We start from the raw sequence: 16900 nt of genomic DNA on the forward strand, positions 1-16900 counted from the left end.
CGACCCCGCGCGATCCCGCGATCCCGGGCCGCCGCCGCACGATCCGGGTAGGGTCGAAGGGTGGACACTGCTGAGCGCTTTGCCGGCGAGCATCTGCCCGGGGGCTCGGGCGGGGTGTGGCGCGTCGAGTCACCGGGAGGGGAGGTGCGCGTACACCGGCCCACCGGGCCGTGGACGCCCGCCGTGCACGAGCTGCTGCGCTTCCTCGCCGAGCGCGGCCTCGACGGGGTGCCGCGCGTGCACGGCCTCGACGCGGAGGGCCGCGAGGTGCTCGACTACCTCCCGGGAGACACGCTCGATCCCGAGCGCACGCAGGCGGACGACGCGGCGCTCGCCGCGGCGGCGTCCTGGCTGCGGCGCTTTCACGATGCGGTGCGCGAGTTCCGGCCCGGGCCGCGCGAGTGGCGCCAGGGTGTGCAGGATCTCGCCCCCGGCGAGGTGATCTGCCACAACGATCCCGGCCTCTACAACTGGGTGGTGGCGGAGGGGCGCTTCGCCGGCATGATCGACTGGGATCGCGCCGGCCCCGGTCGGCCGCTCGACGATCTCGCCTTCCTGTGCTGGTCGGGGGTGCCGCTGCTCCGCCCGATCCCGGCCGCAGACGCGGCTCGCCGGCTCGCGCTCGCCGCCGCGGCCTACGGCGGGGTGGGTCCGGCCGAGTTGCTCGACGCGGTGGACGCGCGCATGGAGCTCATCGCGCAGCGCTGGCGGGACGGGATCGAGCGCGGCGACCCGGGGACGATCGCCCTGCGCGAGGCCGGCATCATGGATCGTCATCTCGCTCGGGTGCGCGGCTTCGCCGGTCGGCGGGCGGAGATCCGGGCCGCGATCGCGGAGGACGCGGACGAACGGAGCGGCCGCGCGGCGGGCGCGCGGCCGGACGGAGAGGGGACGCGATGACGAGCGGTGCGGAGGCGGCGGGCGCCGCGGAGCGGGAGCGGCGGTGGGTGCTCGCGGATGGCGGCATCGAGACGGCGCTCGATGAGCGCCTCGGGCAAGTGCTGCCCGAGTTCGCGGCCTTCGTGCTGCTCGGCTCAGCGGAGGGCCGGGAGGCGCTGCGCGCCTACTACCGCCCCTTCGTGGAGCTGGCGCTGGAGCGGGGCCTGCCGCTGGTGCTCGACACGCCGACGTGGCGGGCGAACCCCGATTGGGCTGCGAAGCTCGGGGCCGAGGGCGAGGCGCTGGCCCGCGCGAACCGGGAGGCGGTGGCGCTCGTGCGCGCGGTCCTCGACGAGCCCGGCGCGCCCGCCGAGCTGCGCGGACGGTGGCTCGTCAACGGCTGCGTCGGGCCCCGCGAGGACGACTACGCCGCGGGCGCCCGCATGTCGCCCGAGGAGGCGGAGCGCTACCACGCACCCCAGATCCGCGCGCTCGCCGAGGCCGGCGCCGACCGCGTGACCTCGGTGACGACGCTCGACGCGGCCGAGGGCATCGGCGTGGTGCGCGCGGCGCAGCGCTGCGGCGTGCCGGCGGCGGTGTCGTTCACGGTGGACGCCGGCGGCCTTCTCGCCGACGGATCGACGCTCGCGGAGGCGATCGCCGCGGTCGACGCGGCGACGGACGGCGGGGCGCTCGGCTTCCTCATCAACTGCGCGCACCCCGCCGAGGCGGCCGGGGCGCTGCGCCGCTGCGCCGGAGCGGGGGAGCTGTCGCGGCTGCTCGGCTTCCGCCTGAACGCGGCACGGCACGGGGAGGATGGCCCGGGCGACGTCCCGGAGGCGTTCGCGGAGGGGGAGCTGGCGCTGCGCGAGCTCGCCCCGCGGGCGACGCTCTTCGGCGGATGCTGCGGCACGGATGTGCCGCACATCGCGGCGCTCGCGGCGGGGCTCGCGGCGTCCTGAGCGGCCGGGCGCCGCCGGCCCGCCCGGCCATCGCTCGCCGCCGGCCCGCCCGGCCGTCGCTCGCCGCCGTGCGGCAGAGACGAGGCGAGGCGGGCTACCGGGGTGAGGGGTGCGATGATGGTTTCAGCGACCCCAGGCGAAGTGGTTAGGGTAGGACCGTGAGCAGAGACCCCCTCGACGAACTCTTCGGCTCGACGGAGGAGCATCCGGAGCCGGTTCCCGCGCGACGTCGTCTCGCCCAGGAGCAGGCCGAGCGGGTGCGCACGGCTCAGCTGCCCGAGCAGCGCCGGGGCCGGGGCCGCGGCGATGCGTCCTCCGCGGTGCCGTGGATCGTGGTCGGCGTGATCGCGGTGATCGCGATCGTCGCGTCCATCGTCGTGGTGAATCTGGCGCGCGGGGCCGGCAGCGAGCCGGCCGCGACCTCGGGCCCGACGCGGACGAGCACCGAATCCCCGCGTCCGACGTCGCCGGAGCCGTCGTCTTCGCCGGACGCCGATGACGACGCCGAGGCCGAGAAGCCCGGCGACGAGGTGCCTCGGGTGGAGGTCGGGCCGACGATGGAGCTGGCGATCCCGCAGTGGGGCGTCACTTCGGAGCTGAGCTCCCGCTTCGGCTCGACGAGCTACGTGCTGGAGAACGGCAACACGGAGCTGTGGCTGTCGAGCGATCTCATCGCGCAGCTCCCCTGCGAGGGCAACTGGGGGGCGGTGCAGACGGCGGGCGGCAAGTACGAGGTGCTGCGGCCGGCGGAGCGCTGCGCTGCGGCGCCCGAGCTCTACGACGAACTGTGGGGCCTCACCGACGCCTTCGTGCAGACGATCCGCCCCGCGGGGTAGCGGCCTCTCAGGCGGTCCCGAAGAGGCCCGGCCAGAGTGCGAGCGCGAGGGGGAAGCCGGCGAAGCTGACGATGTCGAGGATCCAGTGCGCCACGATCAGGGGGAGCGAGCGCCCCCAGCGGTGGTAGGCCCAGCCGAAGAGGAGTCCCATCGCCACGTTCCCGATGAAACCGCCGAAGCCCTGGTAGAGGTGGTAGCTGCCGCGCAGCAGCGCGCTGCTGAGGATCGTGGCGAGCGGGCCGACCCCGAGCCGTCGCAGGCGGTCGAAGAGGTAGGCGACGACGATGAGCTCCTCGCCGAGGGCGGCGCGCAGCGCGAGCAGCACGAGCATCGGCACCGTCCACCAGTGCTCGTCGAGCGCGGTGGGCACGACGGTGAGGTTGATCCCGATGCCCTTGGCGAAGAGGTAGAAGCCGATGCCGGGGATGCCGACGGCCGCCGCCAGCGCGAAGCCGCCGCCGGTCTCCCGCAGCCAGCGCCAGGTGCCGCCGGCGGGCGCGCCCAGGCCGAGACGGCCGAGGTGCGGCTTGCCGGCCTGCCAGAGCAGGAAGGCGACGAGCGCGACGGGGGCGAGCCCGAAGGCGAAGCCGAGGAGCTGGTAGACGAGGTCGAAGGCCGGGCGCTCGGCGAGCGGGCGGTTGATCGTCACCGACTGGGAGGAGAGGGCGGTGTCGCGGCTCAGCCGTTCGACGATGTCGACGATCGCGTACACCCCTGAGGCGCCGAAGGAGAGGGCGAGCACGATCCCGATCTCCCAGCGCAGCCGTGCACGCCCCCGGCTTCCAAGCGATCCCGCTCCCGCACCCTGCTCCATGCCCTCAGCGTAGCGGCCGGGCGGAAGCCCGCCTGCCGCGCCGGGGCAACAGACTGCGTATGGAGCCCTCCAGAGTATGGGGGAACCGCACAGTGCCATATGGGATCCCCGTCCGGTTCTTGATCCTGTCCTACAGATCTCGGTCACGAAGGCGTCACGGGAGGCCGATGTGCTGTCAGACCGGTTGGAGGGTCGGTAGGCTGAAAGCGTTCTATCGGACCTTCCCGTGGGGGGACGGATCATCCGTCTGCTTCGGCGCGGGTGGAATTTTCAAGGAGGAATCCAGTGAGGCGATCACGAATCGGCCTGGGCTTCATCGCTCTGGCAGCTGCCGGCGCGCTGGCGCTGTCCGGCTGCTCGACGGGCGGGGGCAACGAGGGCGGCGGCAACGGCGGCACCGCGATCATCACCGCAAACGGCTCTGAGCCGGAGAGCGGCCTGATCCCCAGCGACACCAACGAGGTCGGCGGCGGCAAGATCCTCGATGCGATCTTCGCGGGACTCTTCTACTACGACGCGGACGGCAACCCCGTCAACGAGCTCGCCGAGTCCGTGGAGACGACCGACTCGAAGGTCTTCACCATCAAGATCAAGGGCGGCACGACCTTCACGAACGGCGAAGAGGTCACCTCGCAGTCCTTCGTGGACGCCTGGAACGACGCGGCCAAGCTCTCCAACGCGCGCAAGAACGCCTCCTGGTTCTCGAACATCGAGGGCTTCAGCGACACCGAGGACGCCCCGCTGAGCGGCCTCAAGGTCATCGACGACACGACCTTCGAGGTCACCCTCAAGTCGCCGCAGTCGGACTTCCCGCTGCAGCTCGGCTACAGCGCCTTCTACCCGCTTCCCGCCTCGGCCTTCGACGCCGACGGCAATGTGACCAAGGAGTTCGGCCAGAACCCGATCGGCAACGGCACCTACAAGGTCGCCGAGGACGGCTGGACCCACAAGGTCAAGATCGACCTCCTCAAGAACGAGGACTACGCCGGGACCCGCACCGTCGCCAACGACGGCGTCACCATCACGTTCTACGACGACGCTGCCGCGGCCTACGCCGATCTGCAGTCCGGCAACCTCGACGTGCTCGACCAGCTGCCCGACTCCGCGATCAGCACCTTCCAGGACGACCTGGGCGACCGGGCCGTGAACCAGCCGGCCGCGATCTTCCAGTCCTTCACCATCCCCGAGCGTCTCGAGCACTTCTCGGGCGAGGAGGGGCAGCTGCGCCGCGAGGCGATCTCGCTCGCGATCAACCGCGACCAGATCACCGACAAGATCTTCAACGACACCCGCACCACCGCCGTCGACTGGTCCTCGCCCGTCATCAACGGCTACTCGACCGACATCGAGGGCAACGACGTGCTGGACTACGACCCCGAGCGCGCGAAGGAGCTGTGGGCCCAGGCCGACGCCATCTCGCCGTGGTCGGGAACCTTCGAGATCGCCTACAACGCGGACGGCGGCCACCAGGGCTGGGTCGACGCGGTGTCCAACGACCTCAAGAACACGCTCGGGATCGACGCCGCGGGCGCACCGAACCCCCTGTTCGGCGACTTCCGCCAGACGATCACGGACCGCTCCATCCAGACCGCGTTCCGCTCGGGCTGGCAGGCCGACTACCCCGGCCTGTACAACTTCCTCGGCCCGCTCTACCAGACCGGCGCATCGTCCAACGACGGAGACTACTCCAGCGAAGAGGTCGACAAGCTGCTGAGCGAGGGCCTCAGCGCCTCCGACCTGGACGAGGCGAACGACAAGTTCCACCAGGCTGAGACCGTGCTGTTCACGGACCTGCCCGCGATCCCGCTCTGGTACCAGAACGCGGTCGGCGGCTACTCCGAGAACGTCGGCAACGTCACCTTCGGCTGGAACTCGGTGCCCCTCTACTACGAGATCACCAAGAACTGAGCCGCCTCGCCGAGGCCCCGGACCGCGCGTCCGGGGCCTTGACGGGTTCAGGGGAGGAGGCCTCGCGGGTCCCGGTGACGCAGCCGGAACCGGCGGGGCCTCCCTCGACCCCCCACTCCGAGACTTCGAGAGATAGCCCCACACACATGTCAATCCACTTCGCGCAGGGGAGGCGAGCCGCGTGCTGAGATACGTCGCCTTCCGCATCCTCCAGGTGATCCCCGTCCTGCTGGGCACCACCTTCCTCATCTACTTCATGGTCTTCGCGATGCCCGGCGATCCGGTGCTCGCGCTCTTCGGCGACAAGACGCCGAGCCCCGCCGTGCTCCAGCAGGTCACCGAGCAGTACAACCTCGACAAGCCCTTCATCGTGCAGTACCTGCTGTACCTGGGCGGCATCTTCCGGGGCGACCTCGGCATCACCTTCTCCGGTCAGCCCGTCTCCGAGGTCCTCGCGAGCACCTTCCCCGTGACCGTGCAGCTCGCGCTCATGGCGATCGTCATCGAACTCGTGCTCGCCATCTCCATCGGCCTGATCTCGGGCCTGCGCAAGGGCAAGCTCTTCGACAACGTGAACCTCATCATCGGCCTGATCCTGATGAGCGTCCCGATCTTCGTGATCGCCTTCGTCGCCCAGTACTTCCTCGGAATCAAGTGGGGTCTCTTCCGCACGACCGTCGGGCCCGGCGCGCCGCTGCAGGATCTCATCATGCCCGCGATCGTGCTCGGCGTCTCGCTGTACGCGACGAGCATGCGCCTCACCCGCGCCTCGGTGATCGACACCCTCAACCAGGACTTCGTGCGCACCGCCTACGCGAAGGGGCTCAGCCGCGGCCGAGTCATCCCCGTGCACGTGCTGCGCAACTCGCTCATCCCGACGGTGACGAACACCGCGACCAACTTCGGCGTGCTGATGGTCGGCGCGACGGTGACGGAGGGCATCTTCAACGTGCCCGGCGTCGGCAACACCCTGTTCAAGGCGATCCGCCTCGGCGAGAACACGACGGTGGTCTCCTTCGTGACGGTGATGGTGCTGATCTACCTCTTCGTCAACCTCGCAGTGGATCTGTTCTACGCCGTGCTCGACCCGAGGATCCGCTATGCCTGAGTCCCAGAACCGCAGATACGAGCACTTCGTCGCTCCCGTCTCCGAGGTGCCGATCGCCCCGGTGGACGCCGTCAAGATCGACTCCCGCCGATCCGGGCTGTGGATCGACGCGTGGCGCGACATCCGCAAGCGGCCCATGTTCTACATCTCGAGCCTGCTGCTGCTGATCGTGGTGGCCGCCGCCATCGCCCCCAGCCTCTTCACGACGGTGGACCCGCGCCAGTGCGACCTCGCCCTGAGCAACGCCGGCCCCGCGAGCGGGCACCCGCTGGGCTTCACCAAGCAGGGCTGCGATGTGTACGCCCGGATCGTGCACGGCACCTCCACCTCCGTGTCGGTCGGGCTCATCTCGACGCTGCTCGTCTTCGTGCTCGGCACGATCATGGGCGCCATCGCCGGCTTCTTCGGGGGCTGGGTGGACGCGGTGCTGTCGCGGATCGGCGACGTCTTCTTCTCGATCCCCTACATCCTCGCCGCCGTGATCGTCATGGGCATCTTCAAGGAGTTCCGCAACATCTGGACGATCTCCCTCGCCATCGGCCTCTTCGCCTGGGCGTCGAGCGCCCGCGTGCTGCGTGCCGAGGTGCTGCGGGTGCGGCCCGCCGACTATGTGACGGCCTCCCGCGCGCAGGGGCTCGGTCCGTGGCGCACGCTGCTGCGGCACGTGCTGCCGAACGCGATGGCCCCGATGATCGTCGTCTCGACGCTGACGCTCGCCGCGTCCATCGTGGCGGAGGCGACGCTCTCCTTCCTCGGCGTCGGCCTGCCGACCTCGATGATGTCGTGGGGTAATGACATCAGCGCCGCGCAGGGCGATCTGCGCACCGCCCCGCAGAACCTCATCTACCCGTCGATCGCGCTGACCGTCACCGTGCTGGCGTTCATCCTGCTCGGCGAGCTGCTGCGCGACGCGCTCGACCCGAAGGCGAGGGCCCAGCGATGACGCATCACGACGACACCGACGGACGGACCCAGTTGACGGAGCAGACCACCACCGAGCAGCCCGCGGCCGAGCGTGGCGCGTCCGCGCAGGGCGCCGCCGAGCAGCCGATCCTCAGCGTGCGCGACCTCAGGGTCGACTTCGGCACGAAGAAGAAGCGCACCGAGGTGCTGCACGGCATCGACCTCGACGTCTTCGCGGGGGAGACGGTCGCGATCGTCGGCGAGTCGGGCTCCGGCAAGTCGACGACGATGCACGCCGTCATCAACCTCCTGCCCGGCACCGGCAGGATCACCTCCGGCTCGGTGCTGTGGAACGGCCGCGATCTGGTGGGCGTGCCGCGCCGCGAGATGGAGTCGATCCGCGGCCGCGAGATCGGGCTCGTGCCGCAGGATCCGATGTCGAACCTCAACCCGGTGTGGTCGGTCGGCTTCCAGGTCGAGGAGGCCGTGCGCGCCAACGGGCTGGCCCGGGGCCGCCGCGAGGTGAAGCGGCGCGCCATCGAGGTGCTGGAGCAAGCGGGGCTGCAGAACGCCGAGCAGCGCATGAAGCAGTACCCGCATCAGTTCTCGGGAGGCATGAAGCAGCGCGCCCTGATCGGCATCGGCCTGGCCGCGCAGCCGCAGCTGCTCATCGCGGACGAGCCGACCTCCGCGCTCGACGTGACGGTGCAGCGCGTGGTGCTCGACCACCTGGAGCGGCTGACGAGCGAACTCGGCACGGCCGTCGTCTTCATCACCCACGATCTCGGCCTCGCCGCGGAGCGGGCCGAGAAGCTGGTGGTCATGTACCGCGGCAACATCGTCGAGTCGGGCCCGAGCCGCGCGATCCTGGAGAACCCGCAGCACCCGTACACGAAGCGCCTGGTCTCCGCGGCCCCGAGCCTCGCCTCCCGGCGCATCGGCTCCGACGCGGAACTGCCGGCCGCGCCGACGGAGTCCTTCGACCTGGCGGCGCTCGCCGAGGATCCGAAGCCGCAGCGGCGCAGCGGCGAGCCGATGATCGAGGTGCAGGGGCTCGGCAAGGTCTACAAGCTGCGCACGGGCAACTTCGGATCCGAGGACTTCCACGCCGTGCGCGATGCGACGTTCACGGTGAACCGGGGCGAGACGATGGCGCTGGTGGGCGAGTCCGGTTCGGGCAAGTCGACGATCGCGAAGATGGTGCTGCAGCTGGAGGAGCCGAGCTCGGGTTCGATCCGGATCGCCGGCGAGGAGACCGCCGGGCTCTCCGGCCGCAGGCTCTTCGATCTGCGGCGCACGCTGCAGCCCGTGTTCCAGGATCCCTACGGTTCGCTCGACCCGCTGGTGAACATCGGCAACACGATCATGGAGCCGCTGAACATCCACCGGGTGGGCGACGCGAAGAGCCGCCGCGAGCGCATGCTCGAGCTGCTCGATCAGGTGGCCCTGCCGCGGGAGCTGGCGACGCGCTACCCGAACGAGCTGTCGGGCGGTCAGCGGCAGCGCGTGGCGGTGGCGCGCGGGCTTGCGCTCAAGCCCGACATCCTGGTGCTCGACGAGGCGGTCTCCGCGCTCGACGTGCTGGTGCAGGCGCAGATCCTGGACCTGCTGGCGGAGCTGCAGCGCGAGCTGGGGCTGACGTACCTGTTCATCACGCACGACCTCGCGGTGGTGCGGCTCATCGCGGATCGCGTGTGCGTGATGCAGCAGGGGCGGATCGTGGAGCAGGCGACGACGGACGAGGTCTTCGAGAACCCGCAGCAGGAGTACACGAAGAACCTGCTCGCCGCGATTCCCGGCGCGCAGATTGAGCTCGGGGCCGGCTGACTCTCGCCCGGCGCGGTGAGTACGGGGGCGGATCTGCTGCGGCGGATCCGCCCCCGTACTCCATCCGGCCGCGGAGCACCGTGCGGGCGAGCACCAGCTCTCCCGCTCTCCGGCGATCCGCCTCGCCCTATGCCCGGCCGCGGAAGGCGAGCGCTCCGGCGAAGGCGAGGGCCGAGGCGGCGAGCACGAACAGCGCCATCGGAACGGCCGTGTGCTCGCCCCAGGCCCCGACGAGCGGCGAGGCGAGCCCGCCCACCGCGAACTGCGCTGCGCCGAGCAGTGCCGAGGCCGCGCCGCGGTGCGCACCGGCGCGCAGCAGCGCGAGGGCGCTCCCGTTCGACATGATCAGCCCGGCCCCGCCCGAGAGCACGAAGGCGCACGCGATGAAGAGCGGGGGAGAGAGCGCCCCGGTGACGCTGAGCGCGGAGAGCGCGATCCCGGCGCCCAGCACCAGGGCGCAGCCGATGAGCAGCATGCGCTTCGCCGGGACCCGGCCGGCCAGCTGCGCATTGAGCAGGTTCATCAGGATCAGCGCGGTCGCCCCGGCTGCGAAGCCGAGCGAGTAGTGCAGGGCGGACATGCCGAGCACGAGCTGCCCCACGAACGGGGAGGCCGAGATGTAGGCCATCATGCTGCCGAATCCGAGTGCGAAGATGCCCACGAGCGCCACGAAGCGGGCGTCGCGGAGCAGCACGCCGAAGCTGCGGAGCGTGGTGCGCATCCCCGCCTGAGTGCGCTGCTCGGGCGGCAGTGACTCGGGCACGAGCGCGGCGGCGAGGGCGAACATGGCGGTCGCCGCCGCGGCGAGCACGCCGAGCACCGCGCGCCAGTCGCCGAGGGTGAGGATCACGCCGCCCAGGGGCGGCGCGATCAGCGGTCCGAGGCTGGTGAGCATGACGAGCAGGCTGATCGCCCGGACCGCCGCGGCACCCTCGGCGAGGTCGACGACGATGGCGCGCGCGATCACCATTCCCGAGGCGCCCGCGATGCCCTGCACGGCGCGCAGCGCGATGAAGAGCTCGATGCCGGGCGTGAACGCGAGGGCGATGCTCGACGCGGCGAAGACGCCCATCGCGGTGACGAGCACGGGGCGCCGCCCGAGCTGGTCGGAGAGGGGCCCGAGCACGAGCTGGCCGACGCCGAGGCCGAGCAGGAAGGCGGTGAGGGTGAGCTGCACGGAGGCGGCGGGCGCGCCGAGCTCACTCGCGATGTCCGTGAAGGAGGCGAGGTAGAGGTCGGTGGCGAGCGGGCCGACGGCGCCGACGAAGGCGAGGGCGGCGAGCAGTCCGCGGGTGAGGCGAGGGCGGGCGGGCATACGCGGATCATATACGATCCTGCGCGGGATCCTGCCCGCTCCGGAGGCGAGCCGCGATCCGCCGCCTCCCAGCCGGATCAGATAGCATAGTGCGTCGGCTTCTTCGGCTCATCGGGTGACGCACCACGGTGGTGCCCGGCATCCCGCTGCGTCGGCACTCCGCTCGTCTCGTTAGGATTCACCCTCTATGGCTCTCGCCACTCGCGAAGACCTCCGCAACGTCGCCATCGTCGCCCACGTCGACCACGGCAAGACCACCCTCGTCGACGCCATGCTGCGTCAGACCAACTCCTTCGACGCGCACGCCGAGGTCGATGACCGGGTCATGGACTCGAACGACCTCGAGCGCGAGAAGGGCATCACGATCCTCGCGAAGAACACCGCCATCACCTACGAGGGCGCGCACGCGAAGAACGGCCCCATCGTCATCAACGTGGTCGACACGCCGGGCCACGCCGACTTCGGCGGCGAGGTGGAGCGCGCGCTGTCGATGGTCGACGGCGTGGTGCTGCTCGTCGACGCGAGCGAGGGCCCGCTGCCGCAGACCCGCTTCGTGCTGCGCAAGGCGCTCGAGGCGCACCTGCCGGTGATCCTCGCCGTCAACAAGACCGACCGCCCCGATGCGCGCATCGAGGAGGTCGAGGGGGAGGCGCAGGATCTGCTGCTCGGCCTCGCCTCCGACCTGTCCGAGGACAACCCCGACATCGACGTCGACGCCGTGCTCGACGTCCCCACCGTGTACCTCTCGGGCCGCGCCGGCGCCGCCTCGCACGCGCGCCCCGCCGACGGCGAGCTGCCCGACAACCCCGATCTCGAACCGCTGTTCGAGACGATCATCGAGCGGGTGCCCGCGCCGCAGTACGACGACGCGCACCCCCTGCAGGCGCACGTCACCAACCTCGACTCCTCGCCGTTCCTGGGCCGTATCGCCTTGCTGCGCATCCACCACGGCTGGATCAAGAAGGGCGAGACGGTCGCCTGGGTGAAGCACGACGGCACCGTCCAGAACGTGCGCATCACCGAGCTCATGCTCACGAAGGCGCTCACCCGCTACCCGGCCGAGCAGGCCGGCCCCGGCGACATCGTCGCGATCGCCGGCATCGAGGACATCACCATCGGCGAGACCATCGCCGACGCGGAGGACGTGCGCCCGCTGCCGACGATCACGGTCGACGAGCCGGCGATCTCGATGACGATCGGCGCCAACACCTCGCCCCTGGTGGGCAAGGTGAAGGGCCACAAGCTGACGGCCCGCATGATCAAGGACCGCCTCGACCGCGAGCTCATCGGCAATGTGTCACTGCGCGTGCTGCCCACCGAGCGCCCCGACGCGTGGGAGGTGCAGGGCCGCGGCGAGCTGGCGCTCGCGATCCTCGTCGAGAACATGCGCCGTGAGGGCTTCGAGCTGACCGTGGGCAAGCCCCAGGTGGTCACGAAGATGGTGGACGGCAAGAAGCACGAGCCCTACGAGCACCTGACCGTCGACACCCCGGAGGAGCACCTGGGCGCGATCACGCAGCTCCTCGCGGCGCGCAAGGGCCGCATGGAGAACATGGTGAACAACGGCACCGGCTGGGTGCGCATGGAGTTCATCGTGCCCTCGCGCGGCCTGATCGGCTTCCGCTCGGAGTTCATGACCATCACCCGCGGCACGGGCATCGCGAACGCGATCGCCCACGGCTACGACGAGTGGGCCGGCGTCATCACCACGCGCAACAACGGCTCGATCGTGGCCGACCGCGCCGGCGTGGCGACCCCGTTTGCGATCATGAACCTGCAGGAGCGCATGAGCTTCTTCGTGCAGCCCGCCGAGGAGGTGTACGAGGGCATGGTCATTGGCGAGAACTCGCGCTCCGAGGACATGGACGTGAACATCACCAAGGAGAAGAAGCTCACGAACATGCGCTCCTCCACGGCCGACACCTTCGAGTCGATGACGCCGCCGCGCAAGCTCACCCTCGAGGAGTGCCTGGAGTTCGCCCGCGAGGACGAGTGCGTCGAGGTGACCCCGGAGCACGTGCGCATCCGCAAGGTGGAGCTGGAGGCGTCGCTGCGCGCCCGTGCCGCCTCCCGCATCAAGAACCAGAAGTAGCGGCCGGATCGGGATCGGCGTTCGGAACGGGAACGGGATCGGGTGTCGGCTGTGGAGGGGCTGCGGATCGGGGGCGCGGATGCGCGACCGCCGTTCGAGCAGCTGCGCCTCGGCCTGATCGAGCGGATCATGCGCCGTGAGCTGCCCGCGGGGGAGAAGCTGCCCCCGGTGCGGGCGCTCGCGGCGCAGCTGGGTCTCGCGCCGAACACGGTGGCGCGCGCCTACCGGGAGCTGGAGGCGGAGGGCTACGTGGAGACGCGCGGCCGCGGCGGCACGGTGGTGGCGCCGGTCGCCGCGGTCGATTCCGAGTCGGCGCAGCGGGGCGCGGAGCTGGCCGCGGCGTATGTTCGCGGCATGCGCGAGCTGGGGTTCGGCCCTGAGGCGATCGTGGGCGAGGTGCGCCGCGCCCTGTGATCGAAGCGCCCGCGGCCTCGATTTCTTCCCGGCAGGGAAACGCGATAGAGTAATCCCTGCGTGAAAACGCGATCGGGATGTGGCGCAGCTTGGTAGCGCACGTCGTTCGGGACGACGGGGTCGCAGGTTCAAATCCTGTCATCCCGACCAGAACCCCCGGAACTCCCGCAGAACGCTGCGGAAGTTCCGGGGGTTTCTCGTTCTCCGAATCGAACGTGGGTGCGACTGGCAGGCGATGATGTTCGCCATGCGCGGGCTGGTGCCGATGGTGGAGATGTGCGCGCACGCAAGTTCAGAGTTGCCCGAGGGGTCCTCTGCTGTCTCCTGGCTAGAGGCTGAAACTCGCGCTCAAGCGGCTATGTGTCGAACCTTGTCCAGCCCAGTCCAGATGCGAGTTCTGCCACGTGCCGCTGGGACGCCCAAGGGTGGACGTGCCGCGAACCACGGCCCCTCGCGCGCGGGTCTCAGAAGCGATGTATCTGGGTGGTGGCGCGAAAACCGAATGGAAAGTACGTGTAGGCCAAGTCCGAGAAGGTGTCGGAGTGCTGCGTGCAAAAGTCCTCGGCTTCTGCTGCGCTGCCGCACTACGCCACGATTCTGTGTTCATCTGCGAAGTCGGATACCACGATCCAGACGCCGTCCTTGGGCGTGCCGGGGATCTCGTTCATTCGTGTAGGCGCTCCTTGCTTGACGGGTCCTCACGACTGACCTTACGCTCACGGGGCAGCTGATACGATCCGAGCGTGGGGAAGCGGATCGGGATGGTGATTGCGGGCGTCGCGCTGATCGCGGCCTTCCTGGCGTGGTTCTTGTTCAAGCTGGGGAAGCAGATCCTGATCGATATGCACGTGCCTCACATCACCACCTTTCCGCAGCGTGGCTGATTGTCCGCGAAGGCCCGCGCAGGGTCATGTCGCGCGCTGTAAGCATAAAAGAGACTCCCGGTTAGTGCTGAGTGGTCCGACTCGCCCGCTCCTTCGGCCGTCCCCGAGCTCCGGCCATGAAGCTAGCGCTGCGCATACGGCTTAGCAGGAGCGGGAATGACAAGTGGATGATCGAGAGCATGTCGAGCATCGATGAACGGCGCGGAAGGCGTTGTGCTGCCAGCTCTTATAGGTGCCGGAAGCACAGCGGGATGGGAACCTCGTGCCTGGCCAGGCATACATGGATAGGATCAGTCCATACACCTTTCGGACCATAGGAGCTTCAATGACGGTGGACATTGCGGAACGGCTTTCGAGCCTCTCGACAAAAATTGCTCAGCAACGGTCGACCATCGAGACAGAAGAGGCCACGAAGAACGCATTCGTAATGCCATTCATTTCGCTGGTGCTGGGCTATGACGTATTCAACCCGAATGAAGTTGTGCCCGAGTTCACCGCAGATGTCGGAACCAAGAGGGGTGAGAAGATTGACTATGCCATCGTCAAAGACGGTGACGTACAGATCCTCATTGAATGCAAGCACATCGGTGCACCCCTCAATATCAAGCATGCGTCGCAGCTGTTCCGTTATTTCTCCGCTGCCAACGCACGAATTGCAGTCCTGACGAACGGTGACGAGTATCAGTTCTTCACCGACCTGGACGCTCCGAACAAGATGGACGAGAAGCCCTTCCTGGTGATTCAGGTGTCCGATTTGGATAGTGCGCTGGTGCCGGAGCTTCGAAAGCTCACAAAGGAAGCTTTTGACCTCGACTCAATAATCAGCGCGGCTGAAGAACTTAAGTACGTTGGTGAACTCAAGCGGGTGCTCGCTGCGCAGTTTGCTTCACCGGACACTGATTGGGTGAAGTTCCTCACAACTCGCGTGTACGAGGGGGCTTTTACTCAGAGAGTTCGAGATCAGTTCACCGGTCTGGTCGAGAAAGCCGCAAAGCAGTTCCTCAACGATCGTGTGAATGATCGCTTGAAGGCCGCGCTCGGCGGACAGGCCGTTGTGGCTGACTCCACTTCGGTATCGTCGTCTGAAGCCAGCGCCCACGTAGCCGAAGCATCTGTCGAAAATGCCGAAAAGAACAACGGGATCGAGACGACCCTCGAAGAAATCGAAGCATTCCAGATTGTGCGCGCTATCGCATGCAGCGAAGTATCCCCGTCACGTATCGCTCAGCGCGATACGAAGACATACTTCGGAGTGCTCCTCGATGACAACAACCGTCGGCCCATTGCGCGCATGTGGTTCAATACATCGCAGAAGTACATTGGTCTCTTCGACGCAGAGAAGAACGAAACAAGGCATCCAATAGATACGCTTGATGAGATATATCGTTTCGCGGAGCAGATTCGGGCAACCGTTCACTACTACGACTAGGCCCGGCATTGCTGCGGGTCCGAGCGGTGCGGTTTGCTTAGAGATTCTACCGGAGCCTCCGAGGGGCAGAGTCCGCCGACGGCCGCCTTGCGCAGGGGCGGGGCGGAGGTTTCTGGGCTCCGCCGACGGCCGCCTTGCGCAGGGGCGGGGCGGAGGTTTCTGGGCGGGGCGGGCCGCTGATACGATCCGAGAGTGGGGAAGCGGATCGGGATGGTGGTTGCGGGTGTCGCGATGATCGCGGCGTTCCTGGCTTGGTTCTTGTTCAAAGGGCACGACCCGCTGCGGCAGTGGGTGGCCGAGAATCAGCTGCTCGCCTTCGGGGCGTGGGGCCTCGGCTGGCTCTGCGCTCTGGGCGGTGCCGCGCTGCTCGCCGGTGCCGCGTTCCGGCCGGGGCGATCGGCTGAAGAGGAGCACTGAGCGGGAGCAGCATCTGTCCGGAGTTCCCTCCCGGCGCCTGGCACTGTGAGGCGAGAAGCTGTCGTCGCCGGCCTGCGGAAGCGTTCTCCGCGTCGCCTCGGAACTCTTCAGGCGTCTTCGTGGGGCTCCGTGACAGCGGCCTCAGGCTTCAGGAAGCAGGATGGTTCGTACTGTGATAGCGCCCACCTCCCGGGTTCCCACTCCGTGGCCGTGCTCCCCTCGTCATCCACTCGAACCCAGCGCAGATCGGTGCGTTACATCGCGCCGTTGACGAATAGCTCGACGTCGGTGTGCGCGACTGCCGCAGCAACATGGCGTACGCGAAGGATTGTCCACGCCGACAGTTCAAGCTCCTCGTAGAGTTCTTTGGCGAGGACGGCGAGCTTCCCCCCTGCAGACTGGGGGCTACCAAGTTCCATGAAGTGCTTACCGACCAGCCCCCACCGCTGCTTCTCCCAGTTCTTCAGAAAATACCTAGAGGTCTGCCCGACTTCGGGCAGTTCCTCGGCATTAGGTTCGGGCTCGTGCTCGTAGGGCTCCCATTCCTCGATCCGTGACTCTCGCGCCTGGACGTCTTTCCATTGGCGCAATGACACGCGCGGTGGGGGCGTCGGGTCGACTGACTTAGCTCGACGCTCTCGCGAATCAGCCCAATCGGCGACGGCGAAGAGGCGATTCCAGGCTTTGGTAGCGACGACGTCGTTGTCGAAGTTGACCAAGGTGCCGTGCATGATGCCGTTGCGGAATAGCTCGGTAACTCTCGTCTCGTCGGTTTTGTAGAAGCCTTTGAGGAAGGACTGGTGGGCGTGGCTCAGGCCCAGATGGTGGCCGGCCACGCTGTCCCACGCCACCATGTCCTCTGCAGGGCGAGTGTGGAGTCCTTGACGGGTCGCCCTGTCCAGATCCTTCACGAATCCGTCCATCATTGAGAAAACCACGAGCGCGGTGCTGTAGTAGTGGCCACCCTCGTAGTCCGTGAGCGCCTTCTGGAGCAAGCGGAGGCGTGGTCGCATCGCTTCGAAACGATGTAGGCGTCGGAGCGTAAATGCGATTCGGTTGTCTTCCTGCTAGTAGCTGATGAGATGTGCCTCAGCTGTGCCATGATCATCGGT

At 68.4% G+C, this 16900-nt stretch carries 15 protein-coding genes and 1 tRNA gene; 13 read left to right on the forward strand and 3 right to left on the reverse strand.

Going from position 1 to position 16900, the window contains the following annotated elements; all coding sequences use genetic code 11:
- The first annotated feature begins 60 nt into the window (after window positions 1-60).
- The 3 genes from B4915_RS05495 (at window position 61) to B4915_RS05505 (ending at window position 2677) form a co-directional block, all read left to right on the forward strand.
- Complete coding sequence (locus tag B4915_RS05495) at window positions 61-900, forward strand: phosphotransferase (RefSeq protein ID WP_105804847.1); 840 nt, start codon at window positions 61-63, stop codon at window positions 898-900.
- Complete coding sequence (locus B4915_RS05500; protein ID WP_105804848.1) at window positions 897-1841, forward strand: homocysteine S-methyltransferase family protein; 945 nt, start codon at window positions 897-899, stop codon at window positions 1839-1841. The genes B4915_RS05495 and B4915_RS05500 overlap by 4 nt, the downstream gene beginning before the upstream one ends.
- 158 nt (window positions 1842-1999) lie before the next feature.
- Complete coding sequence (locus B4915_RS05505; protein ID WP_105804849.1) at window positions 2000-2677, forward strand: hypothetical protein; 678 nt, start codon at window positions 2000-2002, stop codon at window positions 2675-2677.
- A gap of 7 nt (window positions 2678-2684) precedes the next feature.
- Here the strand turns inward: B4915_RS05505 and B4915_RS05510 are convergent, their stop codons facing one another.
- Entirely contained in the window at window positions 2685-3491 is an 807-nt protein-coding gene (locus B4915_RS05510) for a CPBP family intramembrane glutamic endopeptidase (protein ID WP_105804850.1), read from the reverse strand.
- A gap of 285 nt (window positions 3492-3776) precedes the next feature.
- Between B4915_RS05510 and B4915_RS05515 the strand changes: the two genes are divergently transcribed.
- The 4 genes from B4915_RS05515 (at window position 3777) to B4915_RS05530 (ending at window position 9237) form a co-directional block, all read left to right on the forward strand.
- Complete coding sequence (locus tag B4915_RS05515; protein ID WP_105804851.1) at window positions 3777-5399, forward strand: peptide ABC transporter substrate-binding protein; 1623 nt, start codon at window positions 3777-3779, stop codon at window positions 5397-5399.
- 181 nt (window positions 5400-5580) lie between these two features.
- Window positions 5581-6507 carry an ABC transporter permease gene (locus B4915_RS05520; RefSeq protein WP_105804852.1) on the forward strand — a complete coding sequence of 309 codons (927 nt, stop codon included), beginning with the start codon at window positions 5581-5583 and terminating at the stop codon, window positions 6505-6507.
- A complete protein-coding gene (locus B4915_RS05525) occupies window positions 6500-7450 on the forward strand; it encodes an ABC transporter permease (protein ID WP_105804853.1) in 951 nt (316 codons plus the stop codon). The genes B4915_RS05520 and B4915_RS05525 overlap by 8 nt, the downstream gene beginning before the upstream one ends.
- Complete coding sequence (locus tag B4915_RS05530) at window positions 7447-9237, forward strand: dipeptide ABC transporter ATP-binding protein (RefSeq protein WP_105804854.1); 1791 nt, start codon at window positions 7447-7449, stop codon at window positions 9235-9237. The genes B4915_RS05525 and B4915_RS05530 overlap by 4 nt, the downstream gene beginning before the upstream one ends.
- Window positions 9238-9364: 127 nt before the next feature.
- Here B4915_RS05530 and B4915_RS05535 read toward each other — a convergent pair whose 3' ends face one another.
- Window positions 9365-10552, reverse strand: coding sequence for a multidrug effflux MFS transporter (locus B4915_RS05535; protein ID WP_105804855.1), 1188 nt, complete (start codon window positions 10550-10552; stop codon window positions 9365-9367).
- A gap of 187 nt (window positions 10553-10739) precedes the next feature.
- Here B4915_RS05535 and typA point away from each other — a divergent pair, with 187 nt between their 5' ends.
- The 6 genes from typA to B4915_RS05560 all read left to right on the forward strand — a co-directional run bounded on the left by typA (window position 10740) and on the right by B4915_RS05560 (window position 15788).
- Window positions 10740-12644: a translational GTPase TypA gene (gene typA, locus B4915_RS05540; RefSeq protein ID WP_105804856.1), complete on the forward strand. Its 1905-nt coding sequence runs from the start codon at window positions 10740-10742 to the stop codon at window positions 12642-12644.
- Window positions 12645-12686: 42 nt separating this feature from the next.
- Window positions 12687-13058: a GntR family transcriptional regulator gene (locus B4915_RS05545; protein ID WP_281258197.1), complete on the forward strand. Its 372-nt coding sequence runs from the start codon at window positions 12687-12689 to the stop codon at window positions 13056-13058.
- A gap of 73 nt (window positions 13059-13131) precedes the next feature.
- A tRNA-Pro gene (locus B4915_RS05550) sits at window positions 13132-13208 on the forward strand.
- A gap of 593 nt (window positions 13209-13801) precedes the next feature.
- Complete coding sequence (locus B4915_RS14630; RefSeq protein WP_181158466.1) at window positions 13802-13942, forward strand: hypothetical protein; 141 nt, start codon at window positions 13802-13804, stop codon at window positions 13940-13942.
- 331 nt (window positions 13943-14273) lie between these two features.
- Window positions 14274-15371, forward strand: a complete 1098-nt coding sequence (locus B4915_RS05555; RefSeq protein WP_105804921.1) for a type I restriction endonuclease — start codon at window positions 14274-14276, stop codon at window positions 15369-15371.
- A 192-nt stretch (window positions 15372-15563) separates the two neighbouring features.
- Entirely contained in the window at window positions 15564-15788 is a 225-nt protein-coding gene (locus B4915_RS05560; protein ID WP_105804857.1) for a hypothetical protein, read from the forward strand.
- Between the two features lie 254 nt (window positions 15789-16042).
- Here the strand turns inward: B4915_RS05560 and B4915_RS05565 are convergent, their stop codons facing one another.
- Window positions 16043-16783, reverse strand: a complete 741-nt coding sequence (locus tag B4915_RS05565) for a hypothetical protein (RefSeq protein ID WP_146120025.1) — start codon at window positions 16781-16783, stop codon at window positions 16043-16045.
- Between the last annotated feature and the right edge of the window lie 117 nt (window positions 16784-16900).

This window comes from Leucobacter massiliensis (assembly GCF_002982315.1).
In the GTDB taxonomy this organism is placed as follows: Bacteria; Actinomycetota; Actinomycetes; order Actinomycetales; family Microbacteriaceae; genus Leucobacter; species Leucobacter massiliensis.

Coding starts and splice junctions, on each gene's coding strand:
- B4915_RS05500 (WP_105804848.1), top strand. CDS start 897: ATGACGAGCGGTGCGGAGGCGGCGGGCGCCGCGGAGCGGGAGCGGCGG.
- B4915_RS05525 (WP_105804853.1), top strand. CDS start 6,500: ATGCCTGAGTCCCAGAACCGCAGATACGAGCACTTCGTCGCTCCCGTC.
- B4915_RS05535 (WP_105804855.1), bottom strand. CDS start 10,552: ATGCCCGCCCGCCCTCGCCTCACCCGCGGACTGCTCGCCGCCCTCGCC.
- B4915_RS05510 (WP_105804850.1), bottom strand. CDS start 3,491: ATGGAGCAGGGTGCGGGAGCGGGATCGCTTGGAAGCCGGGGGCGTGCA.
- typA (WP_105804856.1), top strand. CDS start 10,740: ATGGCTCTCGCCACTCGCGAAGACCTCCGCAACGTCGCCATCGTCGCC.
- B4915_RS05530 (WP_105804854.1), top strand. CDS start 7,447: ATGACGCATCACGACGACACCGACGGACGGACCCAGTTGACGGAGCAG.